Below are 19,049 nucleotides of genomic sequence, written 5' to 3'. Positions count from 1 at the left end.
CCGGGAGCAGTCATCGGAACGACAGGTACTTGTGGCCGAAGTAGCTGGACACCACCGGCACCGCCACACCTACCACGTGGGCGATTTCCAGGCGCAGCAGGTCCACGCCCAGCCATGGCAGCAGGTGGTAGGCCAGGACGGTGGAAACCAGCCAGGTCTGGGCCACCGCGAACAGGTTGACCAGCACGAAGTAGAACGCCGAGTGGTGCAGGGGGCGGGTACTGCCGGAAAACACCAACCAGCGGGTCAGCACGAAGGCGGTAACCATGCCGGTGATGTAGGCGGCGATGATCGCCGGGGTGAACGGCATCCAGTGGCTGTACAGCATGCGCGACAGGATGTTGGCCAGCGCAGCGATGCCGCCGGCCAGCAGGAACAGCAGAAACGGGCGGGACAGGGTCACGCCACCGCCTCGCGGGCCATGGCGCGTCCGAAGCCGATGCTCTCGGAGATGCCACGGTCTTCGGGGTAGTAGTGCGAGGTATCGGCCACCCACAGTCCTTCCACCGGCAGCCGGCGCGGCGGCAGCCGGTCCAGGAAGCCCGGCTCGCAGATCGGCTGCGCGTGGCGGTAGCGGCTGACCCGCACGTCGATGAAGTCATCCGCGCCCAACTGCGGATTGATCATGCACAGGTAGCGGCGGACCTTGTCGGCGAACACGTCGTCGCTGTCGCCATAACGCTCGTGCTCGCCGGGCATGTAGAACGGCACGTAGACGATATGGGCATCCATCGGGCGCAGGTTGGTGTACTCGACGATGCCGGGGATGTCCATGTCCGGGTCGTTGGTATTGACCCAGAAGTTGGCCGAGACCGGCCTGCGCAGCTTGGCGATCACGCAGACCACCGCAATGTTGTTCAAGGCGCGGAACTTCGCCAGGATGGACGCCGGCAGGTCCGGCGCCAGGCGTGGCACGAACGGCAGCGGAACCGTGGAAATGACCTTGTCGAAGGCCAGGTGCTCGCCGCCGACCTGGACGCCGCGCACGCGGCCTTCCTCGATCACGATGCGTTGCACCGGGCTGGACAGCCGCACCTCGCCACCATGGCGCTGGATGTCCGCATGCAGGGCATCGAGCAGGGTGGATGAACCGCCTTCCAGATACCCGAGCTTTTCGCGCATCAGGCTGTAACGGGAGCGCCCGATGCGCCGGATCCGGCTCCAGATCCAGGCCGCGGACAGGTTGCCGGCATAGTCGTAGAACTTGTAGTCGAACAACCGGCGCCACAGCGTTTCGTAGGCTTCGGCGCCAACCCAGCGGCGGATCCAGGAGGAGGCTTCAACGTGGTCCAGCGGGCGCCAGTCGTTGCGACGCGTGCACAGGAAAGCATGCAGGCCGTAACGGATCTTCGCCATCATCCCCAGGCCCCTGAAGCGCAGCAGGGCAATCGGATTGCCCCATGGCTGCAGGCGCTTGCCGAACCAGTAGCCCATGCGGGTCTCGGTCCAGCGCATGCGTTCGCCCAGCCCCAGCTCGTCGAGCACAGTCAGGAAATCGTGATCGGAGGTGCAATGGAAATGGTAGTAGCGTTCGATCGGCATGCCGCCGAAGTCGAAGCTCGCGGTCATTCCGCCAACGCGGTCATCGGCTTCGAATACCACGGGCTGATGGCCGTCGCGGGCCAGCTGGTAGGCCACGGCAAGGCCCATCGGGCCGGCGCCGAGAACGGCGATACGCTCGCTCATGATCAGAACTCCAGGGCGATGTCGCCGTACTCGGGGTCGTTGAAGGTGGCGTCGATGGCCTGCGCGAAGGGCGTCGGCCGTACATTGAAGATCGAAGGCCAGTCGATGACTTCGAACTCATCATGGGCCACCAGCGCCTGCAGCTGCGCCGCGGTGAACGGTGGGTCGCGGTCGAACAGCGCCCAGGTCCTCAGCAGCAGGTGGAACAGGCGGTAGGGGATGTGCAGCAGCAGGGTGCGGGCACGCGTGCTGCGCTTGATCTGGCGGATGATGTCGATGTAATCGACCTTCTCCAGGCCGGTGATGTTGTAGCGCTGATCAGCAATGCGCGAGCGCAGGCAGCTGGCGATGATGGTGGCGAAATCGCCGGCATATAGTGGCTGGCGCATGTAGCGACCATCGCCGGGAATCGGGAATACCGGAACCCTGCGCATGAAGCGCGACAGCCATCCCAGGTGCTTGCGGTCGAACCAGCCGAACATCAGGGTCGGGCGCAGGATGACCGATGGAATGCCGCGCGCGGCGACCCGTTGCTCCTGCTCACGCTTGGTGCGGGTGTAGTCGTCATCGGCCACCGAACAGACCACCGAGGAGCTGACGTGCACCGTGTAGGGGACGGCGTGGCGCTCGATGGCATCCAGGATGAGGTCGGTGGCCGTAATGTTGTTGCGCACGAATGGCAGAGGATCGGTGCCGCCGATCTGCGCCTGCAGCATCACCACGGCGTCGGCACCGGCGAAATGGCGCTCCCAGGCGCCCGGCTCTGCCAGGTCGGCGTGTTCGGTCACCACGTCTGGATGCATGCGTCCCAGCACCTCGAGATTGGCGGCGTGCTTGTCGATCACCACCAGCCGGCGGTAGCCCTGGCGCCTGAGGATGGCGACCAGGTTCTGGCCGACCAGGCCGGCACCACCGGGAATGATGATCTTCTGCTCCAGCTCGGAGCCCATTGCAGCGCTCACAGCGAGATCCTGTTGAAGAGGGTCTGCGGTAGCAGGCGGATCACCGTCATGATCAATCGCCAGAAGCCCGGGGCATACAGCACCGGGGTGCCGCGGCCGATGCCGGCGACGATGCGGCGCGCGACCTGGTCCGGCGTTGCCCACAATGGGCCCTTGCGCAGGTGGGCCGTCATCGGCGTGTCGACGAACCCCGGACGGATGTCGACCACCGCCACGCCCTGCTTCGCCAGGCGTTGGCGCAGGCCACTAAGGTAGGTGCTGACCGCAGCCTTGGCGGCGCCGTAGACGTAGTTGCTCTGGCGGCCGCGGTCACCGGCCACCGAAGTGATCACCGCCAGCGCACCGCTGCCAGCGTCAGCCAGGCGATTGGCAACAGGCTCCAGCAGGGCCAGGGTGGAGGTGCCATTGGTGGCGAACTCGGTCATGCAGGTCTCCACCGAGGCTTCGCAGGCTGCCTGGTCGGGCAGCGTGCCATGTGCAACCAGCACCACATCCACCCGTCCCAGCGCCTGCCAGGCCTGCGCCAGCAGCTCGGCGTGAGCGGCCAGATCGTTGATGTCCATCGAATAAGTGTGCGTGGCGCGTGCACCACGCACGCGCAGGTCGTCGGCGATGGCGGCCAGCCTGTCGGCGCGGCGCCCAACCAGGAACAGCCTCGCGCCGCGTGCGGCATAGCGCCGGGCAACGGCTTCGGCAATCGCGGACGTGGCGCCGACGATGAGGACGTTCTGCATGCTTACTCCGTGACCCGGCGCCAGAAGCCGGACGAGAAACGTGGATCGATGAATCGGCTGAAGTCCTGCCAGCGCGGGTACGCCTGCTGGAACGAGGCGGCAGTCATCCGCGCATCCTTGGCCGGGTACTGGGCACCGCCGGCGGCATCGACGATCTGGTCCAGGCGCCGCAGCAGGGCCCACAGTGCCTCGCCGGTATTGGGGAAGTCCAGGGCCAGGGTGGTACCCGGGCGCGGAAAGGACAACATGCCAAGGGGCGGCCGCGTGCCGAACTGCTTGAGCACCGCCAGGAACGAACCCTGGCCACTGCGGGCGATTTCCTGCAGCAGGGCGGGAACTCCATCCGCGGCCGCGTGCGGTGGCAGCACGCACTGGTACTGCACGAAGCCAGCCGGACCATACATCCGGTTCCACTGGCTGATGCCATCAAGCGGATAGAAAAAGGGCAACAGGTGTGAGACGTGGCGCCGGCGTTGCGCCGGCTGGCGCCAGTAATAGAGCGTATTGAACGGGCGCAGAGTGAGCCGGTTGACCAGTGATATCGGTGGTATCAGCGGCATCGACCACTGCCGCCGGGGCGTGGCTGGACGTTCGTCGGCCGGCTGCGCGGCATGGTTGGCACGGGTGAAATGCCCACGGCCGAGGGCGCGGCCACGCGCCAGGCAGTCGATCCAGGCCACGCTGTACTCGTGGCTTTCGCTGCTGTCCTGCGACAGCGCGAAGAAGTCGGCCAGGCCGGAGAACCGGATGTTCTCCACCTCCAGGCTGCTGCCCGGCACGCGGCGCAGCTGCAGCTCGGCATGCGTGATCAGCCCGGTCAGGCCGAGCCCACCCAGGGTGGCTTCAAACCAGCCGTCGTCATCGCCAGGACGGCACGCGCGGCGTTCGCCGTCGCTGCGCAGCAGCTCGAAGGACAGCACGTGGTGACCGAAACTGCCGGCCAGATGATGATTCTTGCCATGCACATCATTGCCGATCGCACCGCCCACGGTGACGTGACGCGTGCCTGGGGTAACCGGCAGGAACCAGCCCTGCGGCAGAACGAGCGCGATGATCTCACCCAGGGTGACGCCAGCTTCGCAGTGCAGCCGTCCGCTGGCCGGGTCAAAGGCGATGAAGCGGTCCAGACCGCGGCAGTCGAGCAGGGTGGCCCCCGGATTCTGGCAGCTGTCGCCATAGCTGCGTCCGTTACCATGCGGCAACGCAGTGCCCTCGAAGGTTGGCAGCGTGGCGAGCCGATCATGCACCCTGACCAGCGACTGTGGCGCGCGCGGATACCGCCCCCAGGAATGCGCGCCGACCCGCATCAGATCGCCACCAGGGCAAACCCGGCGCACAGCACGGCCACCACCTGGCTGGCCCGGTCCGTAGCAGCGAACACGATCGGGTCATCGTGCATGTTGCCGCGATGGGCGATCACCCAGGCGCGGCTGACCCAGTACAGCAGGATCGGGCAGATGAACCACAGTAGCTTCGGGTTGCGGTACAGCTCCACACTGTCAGGGCTGTTGATGTACAACGCCATCACCAGCACGGCGCAGTAGCCGGCGGCAGCGCCCAGCGACTGCAGCAGCGGCAGGTCTTCCACGCCGTAGCCACGGCCGTTGGCGCGGGTCTTGCCACGTGCCAGCACCGCGTGCAGTTCGGTATAGCGCTTGAGCAGGGCCAGCGAGAGGAAAATGAACATGCTGAAGGCCAGCAGCCAGAACGACAGTTCTGCCCCGATGGCCACCGTGCCGCCGATGATGCGCAGGGTGTAGAGGCTGGCCAGCAGCACCACGTCGAGCATGACGATGCGCTTCAGGCGCAGCGAATAGGCGACGGTCAGCACGTAGTAGCCTGCCAGCACTGCGGCGAATGCCGGGCCGCAGGCAAGTGCTACGGCCAGCCCGCACAGCGTCAGCAGCGGGCCCGCAACCAGGCCGTGCAGCAGCGGCAAGCGGCCGGCAGCAAAAGGGCGATGGCGCTTGCGCGGATGGCGGCGATCTGCATCAAGGTCGAGCAGGTCGTTGAGTACATAGACGCCGGAGGCGCACAGGCTGAAGGCCGCAAAGGCCAGCAGCGCATCGGCCACTGCCGGTGCTTCCAGGAAGCGGTGGGCGGTCAACAGCGGAACGAACACCAGCAGGTTCTTCAGCCACTGGTGCGGACGCAGTGCCTTCAACCACGCCTGCGGCCTGGACGGTGCAGGCCAGTGCCCCAGTACCTGCGTGCGTTGCGCTGCGGCGCCCGCCAGTGCGCTGCCGTTGTTGACCACCCAGGCGCCTGCGGCACGGGCCCAGACCGCCAGGTCGACCGTGCCATTGCCGGCGTAGTCGAAACCGCGCTCGCCAAACGCATCCACCAAGGCCTGTGCCTTGCGTGTGCCGGACAGGTTGTGCTGGCCATCGCTGGCGATGATCTGTTCAAACAGCCCCAGATGTGCGGCGATCGGCGCAACCAGCAGCTGGTCCGAGGCGGTGCACAGCACCCGAGGGCGCTGCGGCGTGTCGCGCAACAGTTGCAGTACCTTTGGGTTGTACGGCAGGTGGCATGGATCGATGGTGGCGCGTGCAGCGATCTGCCGCTTCAGTGCGGCCTTGCCCTGCAGCAGCCAGAACGGCAGCAGGAACAGGTACAGCGGATTCCGCGCCAACAGCACCAGCAGCGATTCATACAGAAGGTCCGTGTCCAGCAGCGTGCCATCCAGGTCCACGCACAGGGCGCGTGGACGGGCGACGCTTTCATCAGGGGCGCGTTGACAAGGCATCGGGCAATCAGGCGGTTCAGTCATCCAGCATGATTGTAGCCGGGCGCAGCGAGATCATCGCGGTGATCGGCTCACCCCGCTAGTCTCGTCTTCGCTCCCGCCTGACCTTCGGCGTCACCCCCGGCAGCGGTGCCAGCAGCGCTTCCAGATCCTCGTCGTTGAAGCGCGGGCCGCTATTCCCGCTTCCTTCCAGAATGGTCCCGGCCAGCGCTGCCTTGCGCTGCTGCAGCTCGGCGATGCGCTCTTCAATGCTGCCCGCCGCAATCAGCCGGTAGACGAACACCGGCTGTTGCTGGCCGATGCGATGGGCGCGATCGGTGGCCTGCCGTTCGGCGGCCGGGTTCCACCAGGGATCGAAATGAATGACCGTGTCGGCAGCGGTCAGGTTCAGGCCGACACCGCCCGCCTTCAGGCTGATCAGGAAGATTGGCACTTCGCCCTGCATGAAGCGTTGCACCGGCGTGGCCCGGTCCTGGGTATCTCCGGTCAACGTCACATAGGGCAGCCCGAGCTCGTCCAGCGCCTGCGCAATCAGGGCGAGCATGCTGGTGAACTGCGAGAACAACAGGATCCGGCGGCCTTCTTCCACCATCTCCGGCAACATGTCGCGCAGCAGGTCCAGCTTGGCTGAGGGCGCGCTCCGTTTGCCGGTTTGGCCGGGCAGCAGGCGTGGATCGCAGCAGACCTGGCGTAGCTTGAGCAGCGCATCCAACACCACGATCTGGCTGCGGGCCAGGCCATGACTGGCTACGGCTTCGCGAACCTTGGCCTCCATCGAGGCGCGAACCGTTTCGTAGAGATCGCGCTGCACGCCTTCCAGCGCTACGCTGCGGGTGATCTCGGTCTTCGGCGGTAGCTCCGAAGCAACCTGGTCCTTGCGACGGCGCAGCATGAACGGGCGCAGGCGCTGGGCCAGCAGGTGCGCGCGCTGCGGGTCGCTGCCGCGTTCGATGGGATGGCGCCAGTGCTGGTTGAACTGCTTTTCGCTGCCCAACAGGCCGGGCAGCAGGAAGTCGAACTGCGTCCACAGCTCGCCCAGGTGGTTTTCCAGCGGCGTGCCGGTCAGGCACAGGCGATGGCGCGCATGCAGGGCGCGCAGGGCAATGGCTGCCTTCGATTTGGCGTTCTTGACCTGCTGTGCCTCGTCCAGGATCAGCAGGTGATAGTGGTGTGCCAGCAGCGCTTCTTCGTCGCGCCACACCAGCGGGTAGGTGGTCAGCACCAGATCATGCTCGCTGATGCGCTCGAAACCGGCGGCGCGGTCGGCGCCGTGCAGCACCAGCACGCGCAGGTCAGGGACGAAGCGGGCCGCTTCACTGCTCCAGTTGTGAAGCAGCGAAGTAGGCACCACCACCAGCGCCGGCTGCTGCAGCCGGCCCTGTTCCTTTTCCAGCAGGATGTGGGCCAGCGTCTGCAGGGTCTTGCCCAGGCCCATGTCATCGGCAAGCACGCCGCCAAGGTCCTGCTGCCGCAGGTACTGCAGCCAGGCCAGGCCCCGCAGCTGGTACGGGCGCAGGGAGGCGGCCAGGCCGGCCGGGGGAGCGACCTCCTCCAGCGCCGGGGTCTGCAGCAGGCGTTGCACCAGCGCACGGGTGTCCTGGTGGCCCTTGAACTGCAAGCGCGCGTCCTCCTGCAGTGCGCGCAGGCGGCCTCGATCACGTGCCGACACCCGCAGCGGCGCATCGCGCTGGGTGAACAGGTCGGCCAGCAAGGCGATGACCGGCTTAAGGCGTGCGGCGCGGATCGCCAGATGGATGTTGTCGTCGGCCGACAGCATCACGTGCTCGTCGTCGCCAATGGTGTCGATCTGGCCACGCAGCCAGCGCGGATCGGTCTGCAGCACCGTGTGCAGCAGCGGGGCCAGCGGCACGGTGCGGCCGTCGACCTGGATATCCAGGCCGAGATCGAACCAGCCGTCTTCCGTCTGGCTGGGCTGGATGTCCAGATCGATGTCATCGACCAAGGTGATGCGGTGGCGGAAGTCGTCATCCACCTCCACTTTCCAACCCAGCGCTTCCAGCTGCGGCACGTCCTGCAGCATGAGTCGAGTCCAGGCCTGGCTGCGCAGAACGAACTGCGGTCCTGCGCCCTCCAGCGATGCCCTGGGCGTGGTGTCGCGATGAAGGTGGAAGCCGCGCAACTCGCGCTCGCGACGCGCTTCTTCGGCCGGATCGCGCGGCAGCAGCGCCAGATCGCCGTTGACATCGTGAACGAACACGTTGGGGTCATCCAGGAAGCGCACGTGTTCGTCATACTCGAAGGCAACGGTCGCAAAGTCCGCCCACTGCGAGGGCCCGCGACGGCTCATCCATGCCGGGCGGTACTCGAAACTGTGCAGGCGCAGTACCGGTGTCATCGCGCTGATCTGCAGCGTACGCATCGCGTCAACCGAGCCGGGGCGCGGCAGCGCCGGGTCCATCTGTTGCAGCATCTGCGCCACCACCGGCGCTTCGCTGGGCAGCAGGGGAGGCAGGGAGAGAAAGAAATCCGCATCCTGAATGCTCACATCCAGCAGCAGTTGACCCACCTCCCCCGTGACGGGGTCGAGGTAGCCGGCGGCATTGCCCAGGACCAGGCCCTCGGCATCACCGTCCAGCTGCAGTGAAGGAAACGACAGCAGCGTGCCATCCACCTCGTCAACCTCCCAGTACAGCGTGCCTTGGCGCGGTGCGCCGGTTCGTGCGGGCACGCGATCCCGCCCGCGGACGACCCAGCCGTGGCCGCTGGCAACGATCAGTGCCAGCGTGGCGTTGATGTCGATACGTGGCTCTGGGGTAGTGGCACGGCGCTCCGCCCAGAGCTGGGTGATGATCGACATGTCCAAGGGCGTCAGATAGCTGGGCGGGGTGAGCAGCATCTCGGCGGTGATTTCGGTCCACTTGCCGAACTCGATGCCGCCGTCGGGGCGATGCTTCACCTTGCGCATCAGCACGGACGGGCGATGGCTGATCGTGGACAGCTCGAAGATCACGCCGCTCCGGACCGGCTTGGCAGGCTGGCTGCGCACGGCCTGCCAGCGCGACAGTTCCGCCAGCAGCTGCGGGCGCGCGGGCTGCTCTAGTCCGCCCTCGGTCCCGGTCCACGCCGCGACCTGCCCATCATCTTCGATCGCGCCATCCAGCATGTAGACCACCAGGGCGGCGGCCATGTGTTTGCAGTTCTGGCCGACCGGGCAGGAGCAGTCACCCAGCAAGCGGCTGCGGGGCGTGCGCGTGCTTGCCGTGAGGTCGATCTCCACGCGGTAAGGCCGCGCGGCAGTGCCCTGCACCTCGGCAGTGAGCAGATCGCCGTGGCGTTGCACCAGGCTCACGCCACCCATGCACTGCTCGCTGCGGCCCAGCGTGCCTTTATCGAACCAGCGGGCCAGGTCCTCATCGGTGTAGGGCGGAGACATGGGTTCCAGTGCCGGTGGCGGGCAGCAATCAATCGTCCATTCTATCCAGAGCTCCGCTGCGGCCGGGTCAATGCTGCGGCGCATCCCAGCCCACCGGCGGGGTCCGGCTAGAATGCTCAGATTCTTCCCCGTAGGGCTGTAGAAATGGAACACGCAACTTCCACCGGAAAGCGCAGCAAGCGCTTCGCCAGTGCGGCGGAGGCCCTGCAGGGGGTGGTCGCCGATGGGCAGACCCTGGCCGTGGGCGGCTTTGGCCTGTGCGGCATTCCCGAGGCGCTGATCGCTGCGCTGCGCGACAGCGGCGTCAAGGGCCTGACCGTGATCTCCAACAACGCCGGCGTCGATGGCTTCGGCCTGGGCCAGCTGCTGGAAACGCGGCAGATCAAGAAGATGATTTCGTCCTACGTGGGCGAGAACAAGGAATTCGAGCGGCAGTTCCTGGCCGGCGAGCTGGAGCTGGAATTCAACCCGCAGGGCACCCTGGCCGAGCGCCTGCGTGCCGGCGGCGCGGGCATCCCCGCGTTCTTCACTGCCACCGGCTACGGCACGGTGGTGGCCGAGGGCAAGGAAACCCGCGCGTTCGATGGCAAGCACTACGTGATGGAGACCGCGTTGCGCGCCGACGTGGCGCTGGTCAAGGCCTGGAAGGCCGACGAGGCCGGCAACCTGGTGTTCCGCAAGACCGCACGCAACTTCAACCCTGCCTGTGCGATGGCCGGCAAGGTCTGCATCGTGGAGGTTGAAGAGGTAGTGCCGGTCGGCGCCATCGACCCGGATCAGGTGCACCTGCCGGGCATCTACGTGCACCGCATCGTGCACAACCCGCATCCCGAGAAGCGTATCGAACAGCGCACCATCCGCGCGGAGGGCAACTGAAATGGCGTGGACCCGCGATGAAATGGCGGCCCGTGCCGCCCGGGAACTGACCGATGGTGCCTACGTGAACCTGGGCATCGGCCTGCCGACCCTGGTCGCCAACCACATTCCCGAAGGCGTGGATGTATGGCTGCAGTCGGAAAACGGCCTGCTCGGCATCGGCCCGTTCCCGACCGACGCTGAAGTCGACGCCGACCTGATCAATGCCGGCAAGCAGACCGTCACCGCACGTGCGGGCGCCAGCTACTTCGGCAGCCACGACAGCTTTGCGATGATCCGTGGTGGTCACGTCAACCTGGCCATCCTCGGCGCCATGCAGGTCACCGACAAGGGCGACCTGGCCAACTGGATGGTGCCCGGCAAGATGGTCAAGGGCATGGGCGGCGCGATGGATCTGGTGGCCGGCGTGCAGCGCGTGGTGGTGTTGATGGAGCACACCGCCAAGAACGGTGAGCACAAGATCCTGGCCGAATGCACGCTGCCGTTGACGGGTGTTGGCGTGGTCGACCGCATCATCACCGACCTGGCGGTGTTCGACGTGACTGACAAGGGCCTGCTGCTGGTGGAGGCCGCGCCGGGTGTCAGTGATGACGAGCTGGAGGAAAAGACCGGCGTCGCGTTCCAGCGCGGCTGAAGGTGCAAGGGCGGCCTAGGGCCGCCCTGTTTCTCAAAGGGGTGCCATGCTGTTTCCCCATGACCTGCCCGACGCCGACGTCCAGCACCTGCCGGGCTGGCTGGCTGCGGCCGACGCCGACCAGCTCCTGTCCTCACTGCAGGCCGACGTGCGGTGGGAGGTCCACCGCATCCGGATGTTCGGCAACTGGGTGGATTCGCCGCGGCTGAGCTGCTGGATCGGCGACCCGCAGGCGCGCTACCGCTACTCCGGTGCCGAGTTCGTGCCGCATCCGTGGCCGCCTGTGTTGCAGGCCGTGCGCGAGCGCCTGCGGGCCGAAGGCTACGGCCGCTTCAACAGCGTGCTGCTGAACCGCTATCGCGGCGGCGGCGACTACATGGGCTGGCACAGCGATGACGAGCCGGAGCTGGGGCCGGCCCCGGTGATCGCGTCGCTGAGCCTGGGTGCGGCGCGCCGTTTCCTGCTGCGCCGACGCGACGATCCGGCGCGCAAGGCTGAATTGCTGCTCGGCCATGGCGATCTGCTGGTAATGGCGGGGCAGACGCAGAGGTTCTACCAGCACGCGCTTCCGAAGATGGCACGGGTGCAGGGTGAACGGATCAACCTGACGTTCCGCTGGATCGCGCCGCGCTGATCGATCAGCGCGCGACGTTAGGTTGGTCGGCCTGCCCGCTCACCAGCGTCCAGCCAACCACATCCTGTGCCAGCTGCTGCAGGCCGCGCTCGAACGCCGCGGTCACCGCCGGCACGTCGGTGCTGCCGACCGGCTGCGCCTGGCGGAAGGTACGGTCGGCCACCACGCGCTGGTCGGCGACATGGATCAGCTTGGCGTTGACCTCGATCACCACGGTCGGCGTGGCCTGGCCCTGGTAATCCGATTCGAAGCGGCGCACGTCGGTGGACAGCTTGTAGTCGGCGCGGATGCCGGCAGTGCTGCGGGCCACGCCGCGGATGCGGCCGGAATCCTCGAAGCCACGCAGCAGGGTGTCCTCGATCATGTCGGTGGCCGGCTGCGCCCAGCTGGCCCCCTTGTAGATCTCAAGCTGGGAGGGTGTCGGCCGCACATTGATGCGCGGGCTGTCGACCATGCGCGCGGCGCTGGGCTTGGCCAGCACCAGCTGCCAGCTGGCCTGCGGCCACGCCGGGTCAGCCTTGACCTGCACGGACGGCGAGTACAGCGTCACCGCGGTTTTCTCGCTGCTGCCGAGGATGGAGCAGCCGCCCAGCAGGGTGACCATCGAAGCGGCCAGCAGCAGGCGCGGAAGGGTGGTCGGGCTCATTTGGGTTCGAACTCCTTCGGTGCGTCGCGGCCCAGCAGGTAGCGCGCGGGGTTGTTCTCGAGGCGGTCGCTGACCCGGCGCAGGTCGCGGATCAGGCCGCGCAGTTCGGTCAGCGTCGGGCCCAGCTGGCCAAGGCCATCGTTGGCAAAGCTGTTGATCGCGGCGCGGTTCTCGCCAAGGATCGAATCGGCGTTGCCGGCGGCCGAATCGAGCTTGGCCAGGGTCGTGTCGAGCTTGTCGATGATGCCGGGCAGCTGCTGCACCAGGTTCCTGTCCAGGCGCTCGATGGTGCCGTTGGTGGTCTTCAGCGTGGTGTCCAGGCTGCGGGCGGCATCGCGCGCGCTGAGCAGCAGCGCCTGCGTACCCTGGTCACGGTCGGCCAGGCCACCACTGATCGTCTCCAGGTTGGCCAGCGTCGCGTTGATCGAGGCCACGTTGCGGTCGCTGAGGATCTGGTCCATGCGCTCGACGATGCGGTTGGCCACGTCGGTGATGTTCTGCAGCGCCGAGGGCGTGGTCGGGATGATCGGTGCCGGGTCCTTGTTGACCGTGGTCAGCGCCGGCGACTGCGGCGTGCCGCCGCTGAGCTGGATGATCGACGGGCCGGTCAGGCTGGTGATCGCCAGCTTGGCGCGGGTATCGGTCTTGACCGGCGTGTTGGAGTTCAGGCGGATGCGCGCGACCACCTGGCGCGGGTCGTCGGGCACCAGGTTCAGTTCGGTGATCGAGCCCACCGCGATGCCGTTGTACTGCACCGGGCTGCCCACCGACAGGCCGGTCACCGCTTCGCGGAACACCACGCGGTATTCCTGCCACGTGCGGTCGGAGGAGTACTTGGCGGCCCACAGGCCGAAGGCCAGCAGGGCCAGGCCGGTGATCAGGGTGAACGCGCCGATCAGCACGTAGTTGGCTTTGGTTTCCATGGCTCAGGCACTCTCGATCTGTTCGCCACGCGCGGCGCGCGCGCGGGGTCCGTGGAAGTATTCCTGGATCCACGGATGATCCAGTTTCTCGATGTCGGGCAAGGCGGCGTTGGCCACCACCCTGCGGTCGGCGATCACCGCTACCCGGTCGCAGATCGCATACAGCGTGTCCAGGTCGTGGGTGATCAGGAACACGGTCAGCCCCAGCGCTTCCTGCAGCGTCTTGATCAGGCGGTCGAACGCGGCCGCGCCGATCGGGTCGAGCCCGGCGGTGGGTTCGTCCAGGAACAGCAACGGCGGATCCAGCGCCAGCGCCCGGGCCAGGCCGGCGCGCTTGCGCATGCCGCCGGACAGCTGCGAAGGCAGCTTGTTGATCGCGTCGGCGGGCAGGCCGGCCAGTTTCACTTTCAGCAGCGCCAGTTCGTAGTGCCAGCGCTCGGGCAGTTCGCGGTGGTGTTCCTTCAATGGAACCTGGACGTTCTCACCCACGGTCAGCGACGAGAACAGGGCACCGTCCTGGAACAGCACGCCGGTATTGCGTTCGATGTGCAGGCGGCTCTCGGCGTCGTCGGCACGCGCATCGCGGCCGAGGACTTCGATCTGCCCAGCATCCGGCACACGCAGGCCGAGGATCGAGCGCATCAGCACCGACTTGCCGGTGCCGGAGCCGCCGACCACGCCCAGGATTTCGCCGCGGCGTACGTCCAGATCCAGGTCTTCGTGCACGGTCTGGCTGCCGAACCGGTTGACCAGGCCACGCACGCGGATGGCCAGTTCGTGGCCCTGGTCGTCGCGCATGTCGATGGATTCGGGGAGGGCGGATGTGCTCATGTCACCAGTCCATGTGCATGAACCACAACGCCGCGAAGGCGTCGATGATGATCACCAGCGAGATCGTCTGCACCACGCTGGAGGTGGTGCGCTCGCCGACCGACTGCGCGGTGCCCTCGACCTTCAGGCCCTCCAGGCAGCCGATCAGGCCGATCACCAGGGCGAATACCGGCGCCTTCGACAGGCCCACCAGCAGGTGCCGCACTTCCATCGTCTCGTGCATGCGCGCGATGTACATCTGCGGCGGGATGTCGAGGTCGAACGCACCGACGGTGATGCCGCCGGCCAGGCCGGCGATCATCGCGATGAAGGTCAGCAAGGGCAGGGTGACCAGCAGCGCCAGCAAGCGTGGCAGCACCAGCAGGTCGACCGGGTCCAGGCCCAGCGTACGCATCGCATCGATCTCCTCGCGTGCCTTCATCGCACCGATCTGCGCGGTGAAGGCGCTGGCGGTACGGCCGGCCAGCACGATCGCGGTCAGCAGCACGGCGAACTCGCGCAGGAAAGCGATGTTGACCAGCTCGACCACGTAGATCTCGGCGCCGAAGTCGCGCAGGATGGTCGAGCCGAGGAACGCGATCACCGCACCCACCAGGTAGGACAACAGCGCCACCAGCGGCACCGCATCCAGCCCGACCTGCTCCATCTGATGCACGGTGGCGGTCAGCCGGAAGCGGCGGGGTTCCTTGACCAGCCGCGCCGCCTTGACCAGGTTCTCGCCGAGGAAACTGCACAGGGCCTTGATGTTGTGGCCGGTGGCGTGGACGCTGACACCCAGCCGCTCCAGCGCGGCCAGCACGCCGAAATCGCGCTTGGCCTTGGGCCGGTCATCGGCCACTTCCTCGATGGTGCACACCAGCGCCTGGTGGTCCGGCCGGAACTGCAGCGCGTCTTCGTGGAGATCGGCGCGATGGGCCACGCGCAGCACCTGCAGCACGCCGGCCGAATCGAGCTGCTCGATGCCGGTGGCATCGATGCCGGTCAGCGCGTCGGGAACGCCGCGCAGGACTTCGGCCGCGGCCAGCGCGGTCTTCAAGGTCCAGGTGCCGGACAGGCGGATCAGGCCCGGGTCGTGGGCATCCTGTTCGAGCTGGGGGGCGAGGTTCGGGGTGACGTGGGCCATTCGGGTCGCAGCATAACCGTTCTGTATCGGGCTTCGCGTCGAACTTGGATGAATTTCTCCGGTGGGCCCCAGCGTAGGTAATACTACGGCGCATGTCCGCAGATGCTCACACGATCCCCACGCCCCAGGCCACCTACGCACAGCGCGTGGCCTTCGTTTCCGAGATCGCCGGACGCCTGCACAGCTATGGCACCACGGCCCAGCGCCTGGAAACGGCGGTGGTTGCACTGGCCCGCCAGCTCGATCTGGATTGTGAACCGTGGTCGAATCCCACCGGCATCATCCTCAGCTTCAGCGATCCGGCCCAGGCGATCGGCTCCAGCGACATCACCCGCGTGATCCGCCTGGCACCGGGTGAGAACGACCTGCACAAGCTCAGCGTTGCCGACCACATCGCCGAAGAAGTGTCCAACGGGCGGATGAGCATCGCCCAGGGCCACACTGCGCTGCGCCAGCTGGACAAGGATCCGGGCCGGCGCGGCAAGCTGCGCACCATCCTGTCGTTCACCCTCGGCGCGGCGGGCGTGGCAGGCATGTGGAAGCTGCCGTGGCTGGACATCGCCACCGCCGGTGTCATCGGCCTGATGATCGGCCTGCTCGGCATGGTCACCGATCGCCGCCCGGCCACCCGCGAAGCCGCCGAGGCACTGGCCGCGCTGCTGGCCGGCATGGTCGCCACCCTGGTCGCGTCGTTCATTGGTGCGCTCAACCTCAATACGGTGATCATCGCCTCGCTGGTGGTGCTGCTGCCCGGCATGTCGCTGACCAATGCGGTCAATGAGCTGGCCAGCCAGCACTGGGTATCGGGTACCGCGCGCTTTGCCGGCGCGCTGACCACCATCATGAAGCTCAGCGTCGGCGCGATGATCGCGGTGACCCTGGCCGATGTGCTCGGCCTGGATCCGGTGATCCGGGCCGCGCGTCCGCAGGGGCCGTGGGTGGAGTGGGGCTCGCTGCTGACCGCCGCATTTGCCTTCGCGATGCTGTTCAAGGCCAATCGCCGCGATTATCCGTGGGTGATTGCCGCCTCGGTGGCCGGTTATGCGATCTCCAAGTTCGGCGGCCACGCCTGGGGCGCACCGGCCGGTATCTTCCTGTCGGCAATGCTGCTGACCGCCGGTGGCAACCTGTTCGGTCGCCTGGTCGGGCGTCCGGGCGCGATCATCCGGCTGCCGGGCATCATCATGATGGTGCCCGGCAGCACCAGCCTGCGTGGCGTGCTGACCCTGGTCCAGCAGCAGGACGTGGGCGCCGGCCAGAGCGTGTTCCTCACCGTTCTGAACGTGGTGATGGCGCTGGTGGCGGGCCTGCTGTTCGGCAACCTGCTGATGCCGGCGCGCAAGACACTGTAGAGCCGAGCCCATGTTCGGCTTTGCATATGGATAGCCGAGCGTGGGCTCGGCTCAACATACAGGAAACGCCGGCTTTCGCCGGCGTTTTTCATTGCTCCCCGATTCGGCCTCAGGCCTTCTTGATCAGGAAATCTTCCGGCTTCTTGTTGCCCTTGGCGGTCAGTTCAGCCATCCAGCGCGGCTGCTTGCCACGGCCGGTCCAGGTTTCCTTGGGGTTGGCCGGGTTGCGGTACTTCGGGGCAACCTTGCCCAGCTTGCGGCCGGCGGTCTTCGACGGTGCCTTGGCGACCTTGGCCACCTTGCGCGCGCGCGGGGCCGGGGCGTCGCCGAACAGTTCCTCGATGGTGTAGCCCTCGGTCTTGGCCAGCTTGGTCAGCTGGGCGCGCACCTTGGTGATCGGCCGGCGCTTGGCGACGATGGTCTGCTGCTTCTTGGCGGTACGGATCAGGGCGCCCAGCTCGCGTGCTGACAGGCCGGTCAGGTCAATGCTCATTTACGGTTACTCCGGAAACTAATGTGTGGACGGGACAAGCCAGTCCATGGCGTCGGCGGACAGAATAGAGATGAATTAATCACAGCACAAATGCAGGCAGGACATGCCGTGGCGGCATACCAGCGCCGTGGCGGCGATTTTGACCGGATTATGTCCGCTGCAATATCGGCGAAGGCCGCGGGCAGAAAAAAAGACCGGGGCAGGCCCCGGTCTTTCCACGTCAGCCCTGCAGTCGCTGCAGCAGGGTGGCCTTGTCCAGGCTCTCCGCCTCGCTGGCGCGGCGCGCGCGGTACTCGTAGGTACCGGCGGCCAGGCCGCGTTCGCTGACCACCACGCGGTGCGGGATGCCGATCAGTTCCATGTCGGCGAACATCGCGCCCGGGCGCAGGCCGCGATCGTCGAGCGCGGCGTCCAGGCCGGCGTCGCGCAGCTCCTGCAGCAGGTTGGCTGCAGCGTCGGCCACGGCGGCATCGCCCTTCGGGTTGATCACGCACACCACGACCTGCCACGGCGCCATCGCGTCCGGCCAGATGATGCCGGCATCGTCATGGTTCTGTTCGATCGCGGCAGCCACCACGCGCGAGATACCGATGCCGTAGCAACCCATCGCCATCACCGCCGCCTTGCCGTTTTCATCCAGCACGGTGGCATCCAGCGCTTCGGCGTACTTGCGGCCGAGCTGGAACACGTGGCCGACTTCGATGCCACGGGCGATCTTCAGTTCACCGCCGTCCACGGCACGATCGCCGGCACGCACGTTGCGGATGTCGGCCACTTCTGGTTCCGGCAGGTCGCGGCCCCAGTTGACGCCGGCCAGGTGGAAACCGGCCTCGTTGGCGCCGACGACGAAGTCGGCCATTGCCGCCACCTCGCGATCGGCGACCACGCGGATGGCCTTGGCCGGCGCGACCGGGCCGAGGAAGCCTGGCACGCTGCCCAGGTGCTCGGCGATTTCCGCCTCGCTGGCGAAGCGTTGCTCGTCCAGCCCGGCCACCTTGGCCAGCTTGATCTCATTGACCTCATGGTCGCCACGCACCAGCACCAGCACGAACTGCTGTGCCTCGCCTTCGCCGGCGATCAGTGCCACCGACTTCACCGTGCGCTGCAGGTCGATGCCGAGCAGGGCCGCGACGTCCTCGCAGGTCTTCTGGGTGGGGGTATCCACCTTGCGCATTGTTTCGGTGGCGGCCGCACGCGGTGCCGGATCGGCGGCGATCGCCGCCTCCATGTTCGCCGCGTAGTCCGAACCGGTGGAGAACACCAGGGCGTCTTCGCCGGAATCGGCGATCACGTGGAATTCCTGCGAGGCATCGCCGCCGATCGCGCCGGAGTCCGCCTGCACCATGCGGAAGTCCAGGCCGAGGCGGGTGAAGATGCGGCTGTAGGCCGACTTCATGTTCTCGTACTCGCGCACCAGGCACTCATCGTGCAGGTGGAACGAATAGGCGTCCTTCATCAGGAATTCGCGCGCGCGCATCACGCCGAAGCGCGGGCGGATCTCGTCGCGGAACTTGGTCTGCACCTGATAGAAGTTCACCGGCAGCTGCTTGTAGCTGGACAGCTCGCTGCGCGCGAAGTCGCAGGCGGCTTCTTCGGCGGTCGGGCTGTAGCAGAACACCTGGTCCTTGCGGTCCTTGATCTTCAGCAGCTGCGGGCCGAACTTCTGCCAGCGGCCGGTCTGCTCCCACAGTTCCTTCGGCTGGATGGTCGGGATCTGGAATTCCACCGCGCCAGCCCGGTCCATTTCCTCGCGAACGATGCGCTCGACCTTGCGCAGCACGCGCAGGCCCAGCGGCGACCAGGTGTACAGGCCCGATGCCAGCTTGCGGATCATGCCCGCGCGCAGCATCAGCCGGTGGCTGGTCAGCTCGGCGTCGCTGGGGGTTTCCTTGGTGGTGTGCAGGTGGAACTGGGAGAGGCGCATCGTCGGCTTCGGATAACGGCAGAGACGCCTATTCTGCCAGCCCGGCCGGGGGGAGGGGTATCGGCAGGGCTGCGCCCTGCACCCGCCG

The 19,049-nt window shown here is 66.9% G+C and carries 17 protein-coding genes; 4 read left to right on the top strand and 13 right to left on the bottom strand.

The features are described from left to right. Positions 1–10: 10 nt before the first annotated feature. From HMPREF3114_RS09055 to HMPREF3114_RS09025, 7 genes are all read right to left on the bottom strand, one after another. Positions 11–403, bottom strand: a complete 393-nt coding sequence (locus HMPREF3114_RS09055) for a GtrA family protein (RefSeq protein ID WP_053497892.1) — start codon at positions 401–403, stop codon at positions 11–13. Next, on the bottom strand, positions 400–1,686 hold the full coding sequence (locus HMPREF3114_RS09050; protein ID WP_053497890.1) for an NAD(P)/FAD-dependent oxidoreductase: 1,287 nt from the start codon (positions 1,684–1,686) through the stop codon (positions 400–402). Before HMPREF3114_RS09050 ends, HMPREF3114_RS09055 begins: the two co-directional genes overlap by 4 nt. 2 nt (positions 1,687–1,688) lie before the next feature. Beyond that, positions 1,689–2,636, bottom strand: a complete 948-nt coding sequence (locus HMPREF3114_RS09045) for an NAD-dependent epimerase/dehydratase family protein (protein WP_176746377.1) — start codon at positions 2,634–2,636, stop codon at positions 1,689–1,691. 8 nt (positions 2,637–2,644) lie between these two features. After that, positions 2,645–3,382, bottom strand: a complete 738-nt coding sequence (locus HMPREF3114_RS09040; protein ID WP_053497888.1) for an SDR family oxidoreductase — start codon at positions 3,380–3,382, stop codon at positions 2,645–2,647. A gap of 2 nt (positions 3,383–3,384) precedes the next feature. Continuing rightward, on the bottom strand, positions 3,385–4,689 hold the full coding sequence (locus HMPREF3114_RS09035; RefSeq protein ID WP_053497887.1) for an FAD-binding oxidoreductase: 1,305 nt from the start codon (positions 4,687–4,689) through the stop codon (positions 3,385–3,387). Then, entirely contained in the window at positions 4,689–6,131 is a 1,443-nt protein-coding gene (locus tag HMPREF3114_RS09030) for a UbiA family prenyltransferase (RefSeq protein WP_080375068.1), read from the bottom strand. The genes HMPREF3114_RS09035 and HMPREF3114_RS09030 overlap by 1 nt, the downstream gene beginning before the upstream one ends. Positions 6,132–6,210: 79 nt before the next feature. Further along, positions 6,211–9,525, bottom strand: a complete 3,315-nt coding sequence (locus HMPREF3114_RS09025; RefSeq protein WP_070489626.1) for a DEAD/DEAH box helicase — start codon at positions 9,523–9,525, stop codon at positions 6,211–6,213. A gap of 144 nt (positions 9,526–9,669) precedes the next feature. Between HMPREF3114_RS09025 and HMPREF3114_RS09020 the strand changes: the two genes are divergently transcribed. From HMPREF3114_RS09020 to HMPREF3114_RS09010, 3 genes are read left to right on the top strand one after another with little or no spacing between them, the layout of a single operon-like run. Continuing rightward, a complete protein-coding gene (locus HMPREF3114_RS09020) occupies positions 9,670–10,401 on the top strand; it encodes a CoA transferase subunit A (RefSeq protein WP_053497881.1) in 732 nt (243 codons plus the stop codon). Position 10,402: 1 nt separating this feature from the next. Next, entirely contained in the window at positions 10,403–11,035 is a 633-nt protein-coding gene (locus HMPREF3114_RS09015; RefSeq protein ID WP_053497879.1) for a CoA transferase subunit B, read from the top strand. A 46-nt stretch (positions 11,036–11,081) separates the two neighbouring features. After that, the gene (locus tag HMPREF3114_RS09010; protein ID WP_053497877.1) at positions 11,082–11,669 is read left to right on the top strand and encodes an alpha-ketoglutarate-dependent dioxygenase AlkB family protein; all 588 of its coding nucleotides are present in this window, start codon (positions 11,082–11,084) and stop codon (positions 11,667–11,669) included. 4 nt (positions 11,670–11,673) lie between these two features. On the opposite strand, the gene HMPREF3114_RS09005 is transcribed toward HMPREF3114_RS09010, so the two are convergent. From HMPREF3114_RS09005 to HMPREF3114_RS08990, 4 genes are read right to left on the bottom strand one after another with little or no spacing between them, the layout of a single operon-like run. After that, complete coding sequence (locus tag HMPREF3114_RS09005) at positions 11,674–12,315, bottom strand: ABC-type transport auxiliary lipoprotein family protein (protein WP_049440685.1); 642 nt, start codon at positions 12,313–12,315, stop codon at positions 11,674–11,676. Further along, entirely contained in the window at positions 12,312–13,238 is a 927-nt protein-coding gene (locus HMPREF3114_RS09000; RefSeq protein WP_005415199.1) for an MlaD family protein, read from the bottom strand. The genes HMPREF3114_RS09005 and HMPREF3114_RS09000 overlap by 4 nt, the downstream gene beginning before the upstream one ends. Positions 13,239–13,241: 3 nt before the next feature. Further along, a complete protein-coding gene (locus HMPREF3114_RS08995; RefSeq protein WP_049440683.1) occupies positions 13,242–14,069 on the bottom strand; it encodes an ABC transporter ATP-binding protein in 828 nt (275 codons plus the stop codon). A 1-nt stretch (position 14,070) separates the two neighbouring features. Next, positions 14,071–15,192 carry an MlaE family ABC transporter permease gene (locus HMPREF3114_RS08990; RefSeq protein ID WP_065179137.1) on the bottom strand — a complete coding sequence of 374 codons (1,122 nt, stop codon included), beginning with the start codon at positions 15,190–15,192 and terminating at the stop codon, positions 14,071–14,073. Between the two features lie 92 nt (positions 15,193–15,284). On the opposite strand from HMPREF3114_RS08990, the gene HMPREF3114_RS08985 reads away from it, so the two are divergent. Beyond that, positions 15,285–16,544, top strand: coding sequence for a threonine/serine exporter family protein (locus tag HMPREF3114_RS08985; protein WP_046428410.1), 1,260 nt, complete (start codon positions 15,285–15,287; stop codon positions 16,542–16,544). 109 nt (positions 16,545–16,653) lie between these two features. On the opposite strand, the gene HMPREF3114_RS08980 is transcribed toward HMPREF3114_RS08985, so the two are convergent. Beyond that, positions 16,654–17,037 (bottom strand): H-NS histone family protein, encoded by a 384-nt coding sequence (locus tag HMPREF3114_RS08980; protein WP_005415203.1) that lies wholly within the window; start codon positions 17,035–17,037, stop codon positions 16,654–16,656. A gap of 220 nt (positions 17,038–17,257) precedes the next feature. Further along, positions 17,258–18,961 (bottom strand): proline--tRNA ligase, encoded by a 1,704-nt coding sequence (locus tag HMPREF3114_RS08975; RefSeq protein ID WP_005415204.1) that lies wholly within the window; start codon positions 18,959–18,961, stop codon positions 17,258–17,260. Positions 18,962–19,049 lie beyond the last annotated feature (88 nt).

This window comes from Stenotrophomonas sp. HMSC10F07, assembly GCF_001807895.1.
Classification (GTDB): Bacteria; Pseudomonadota; Gammaproteobacteria; order Xanthomonadales; family Xanthomonadaceae; genus Stenotrophomonas; species Stenotrophomonas sepilia.
This window is presented reverse-complemented; position numbering and strand designations above follow the sequence as displayed.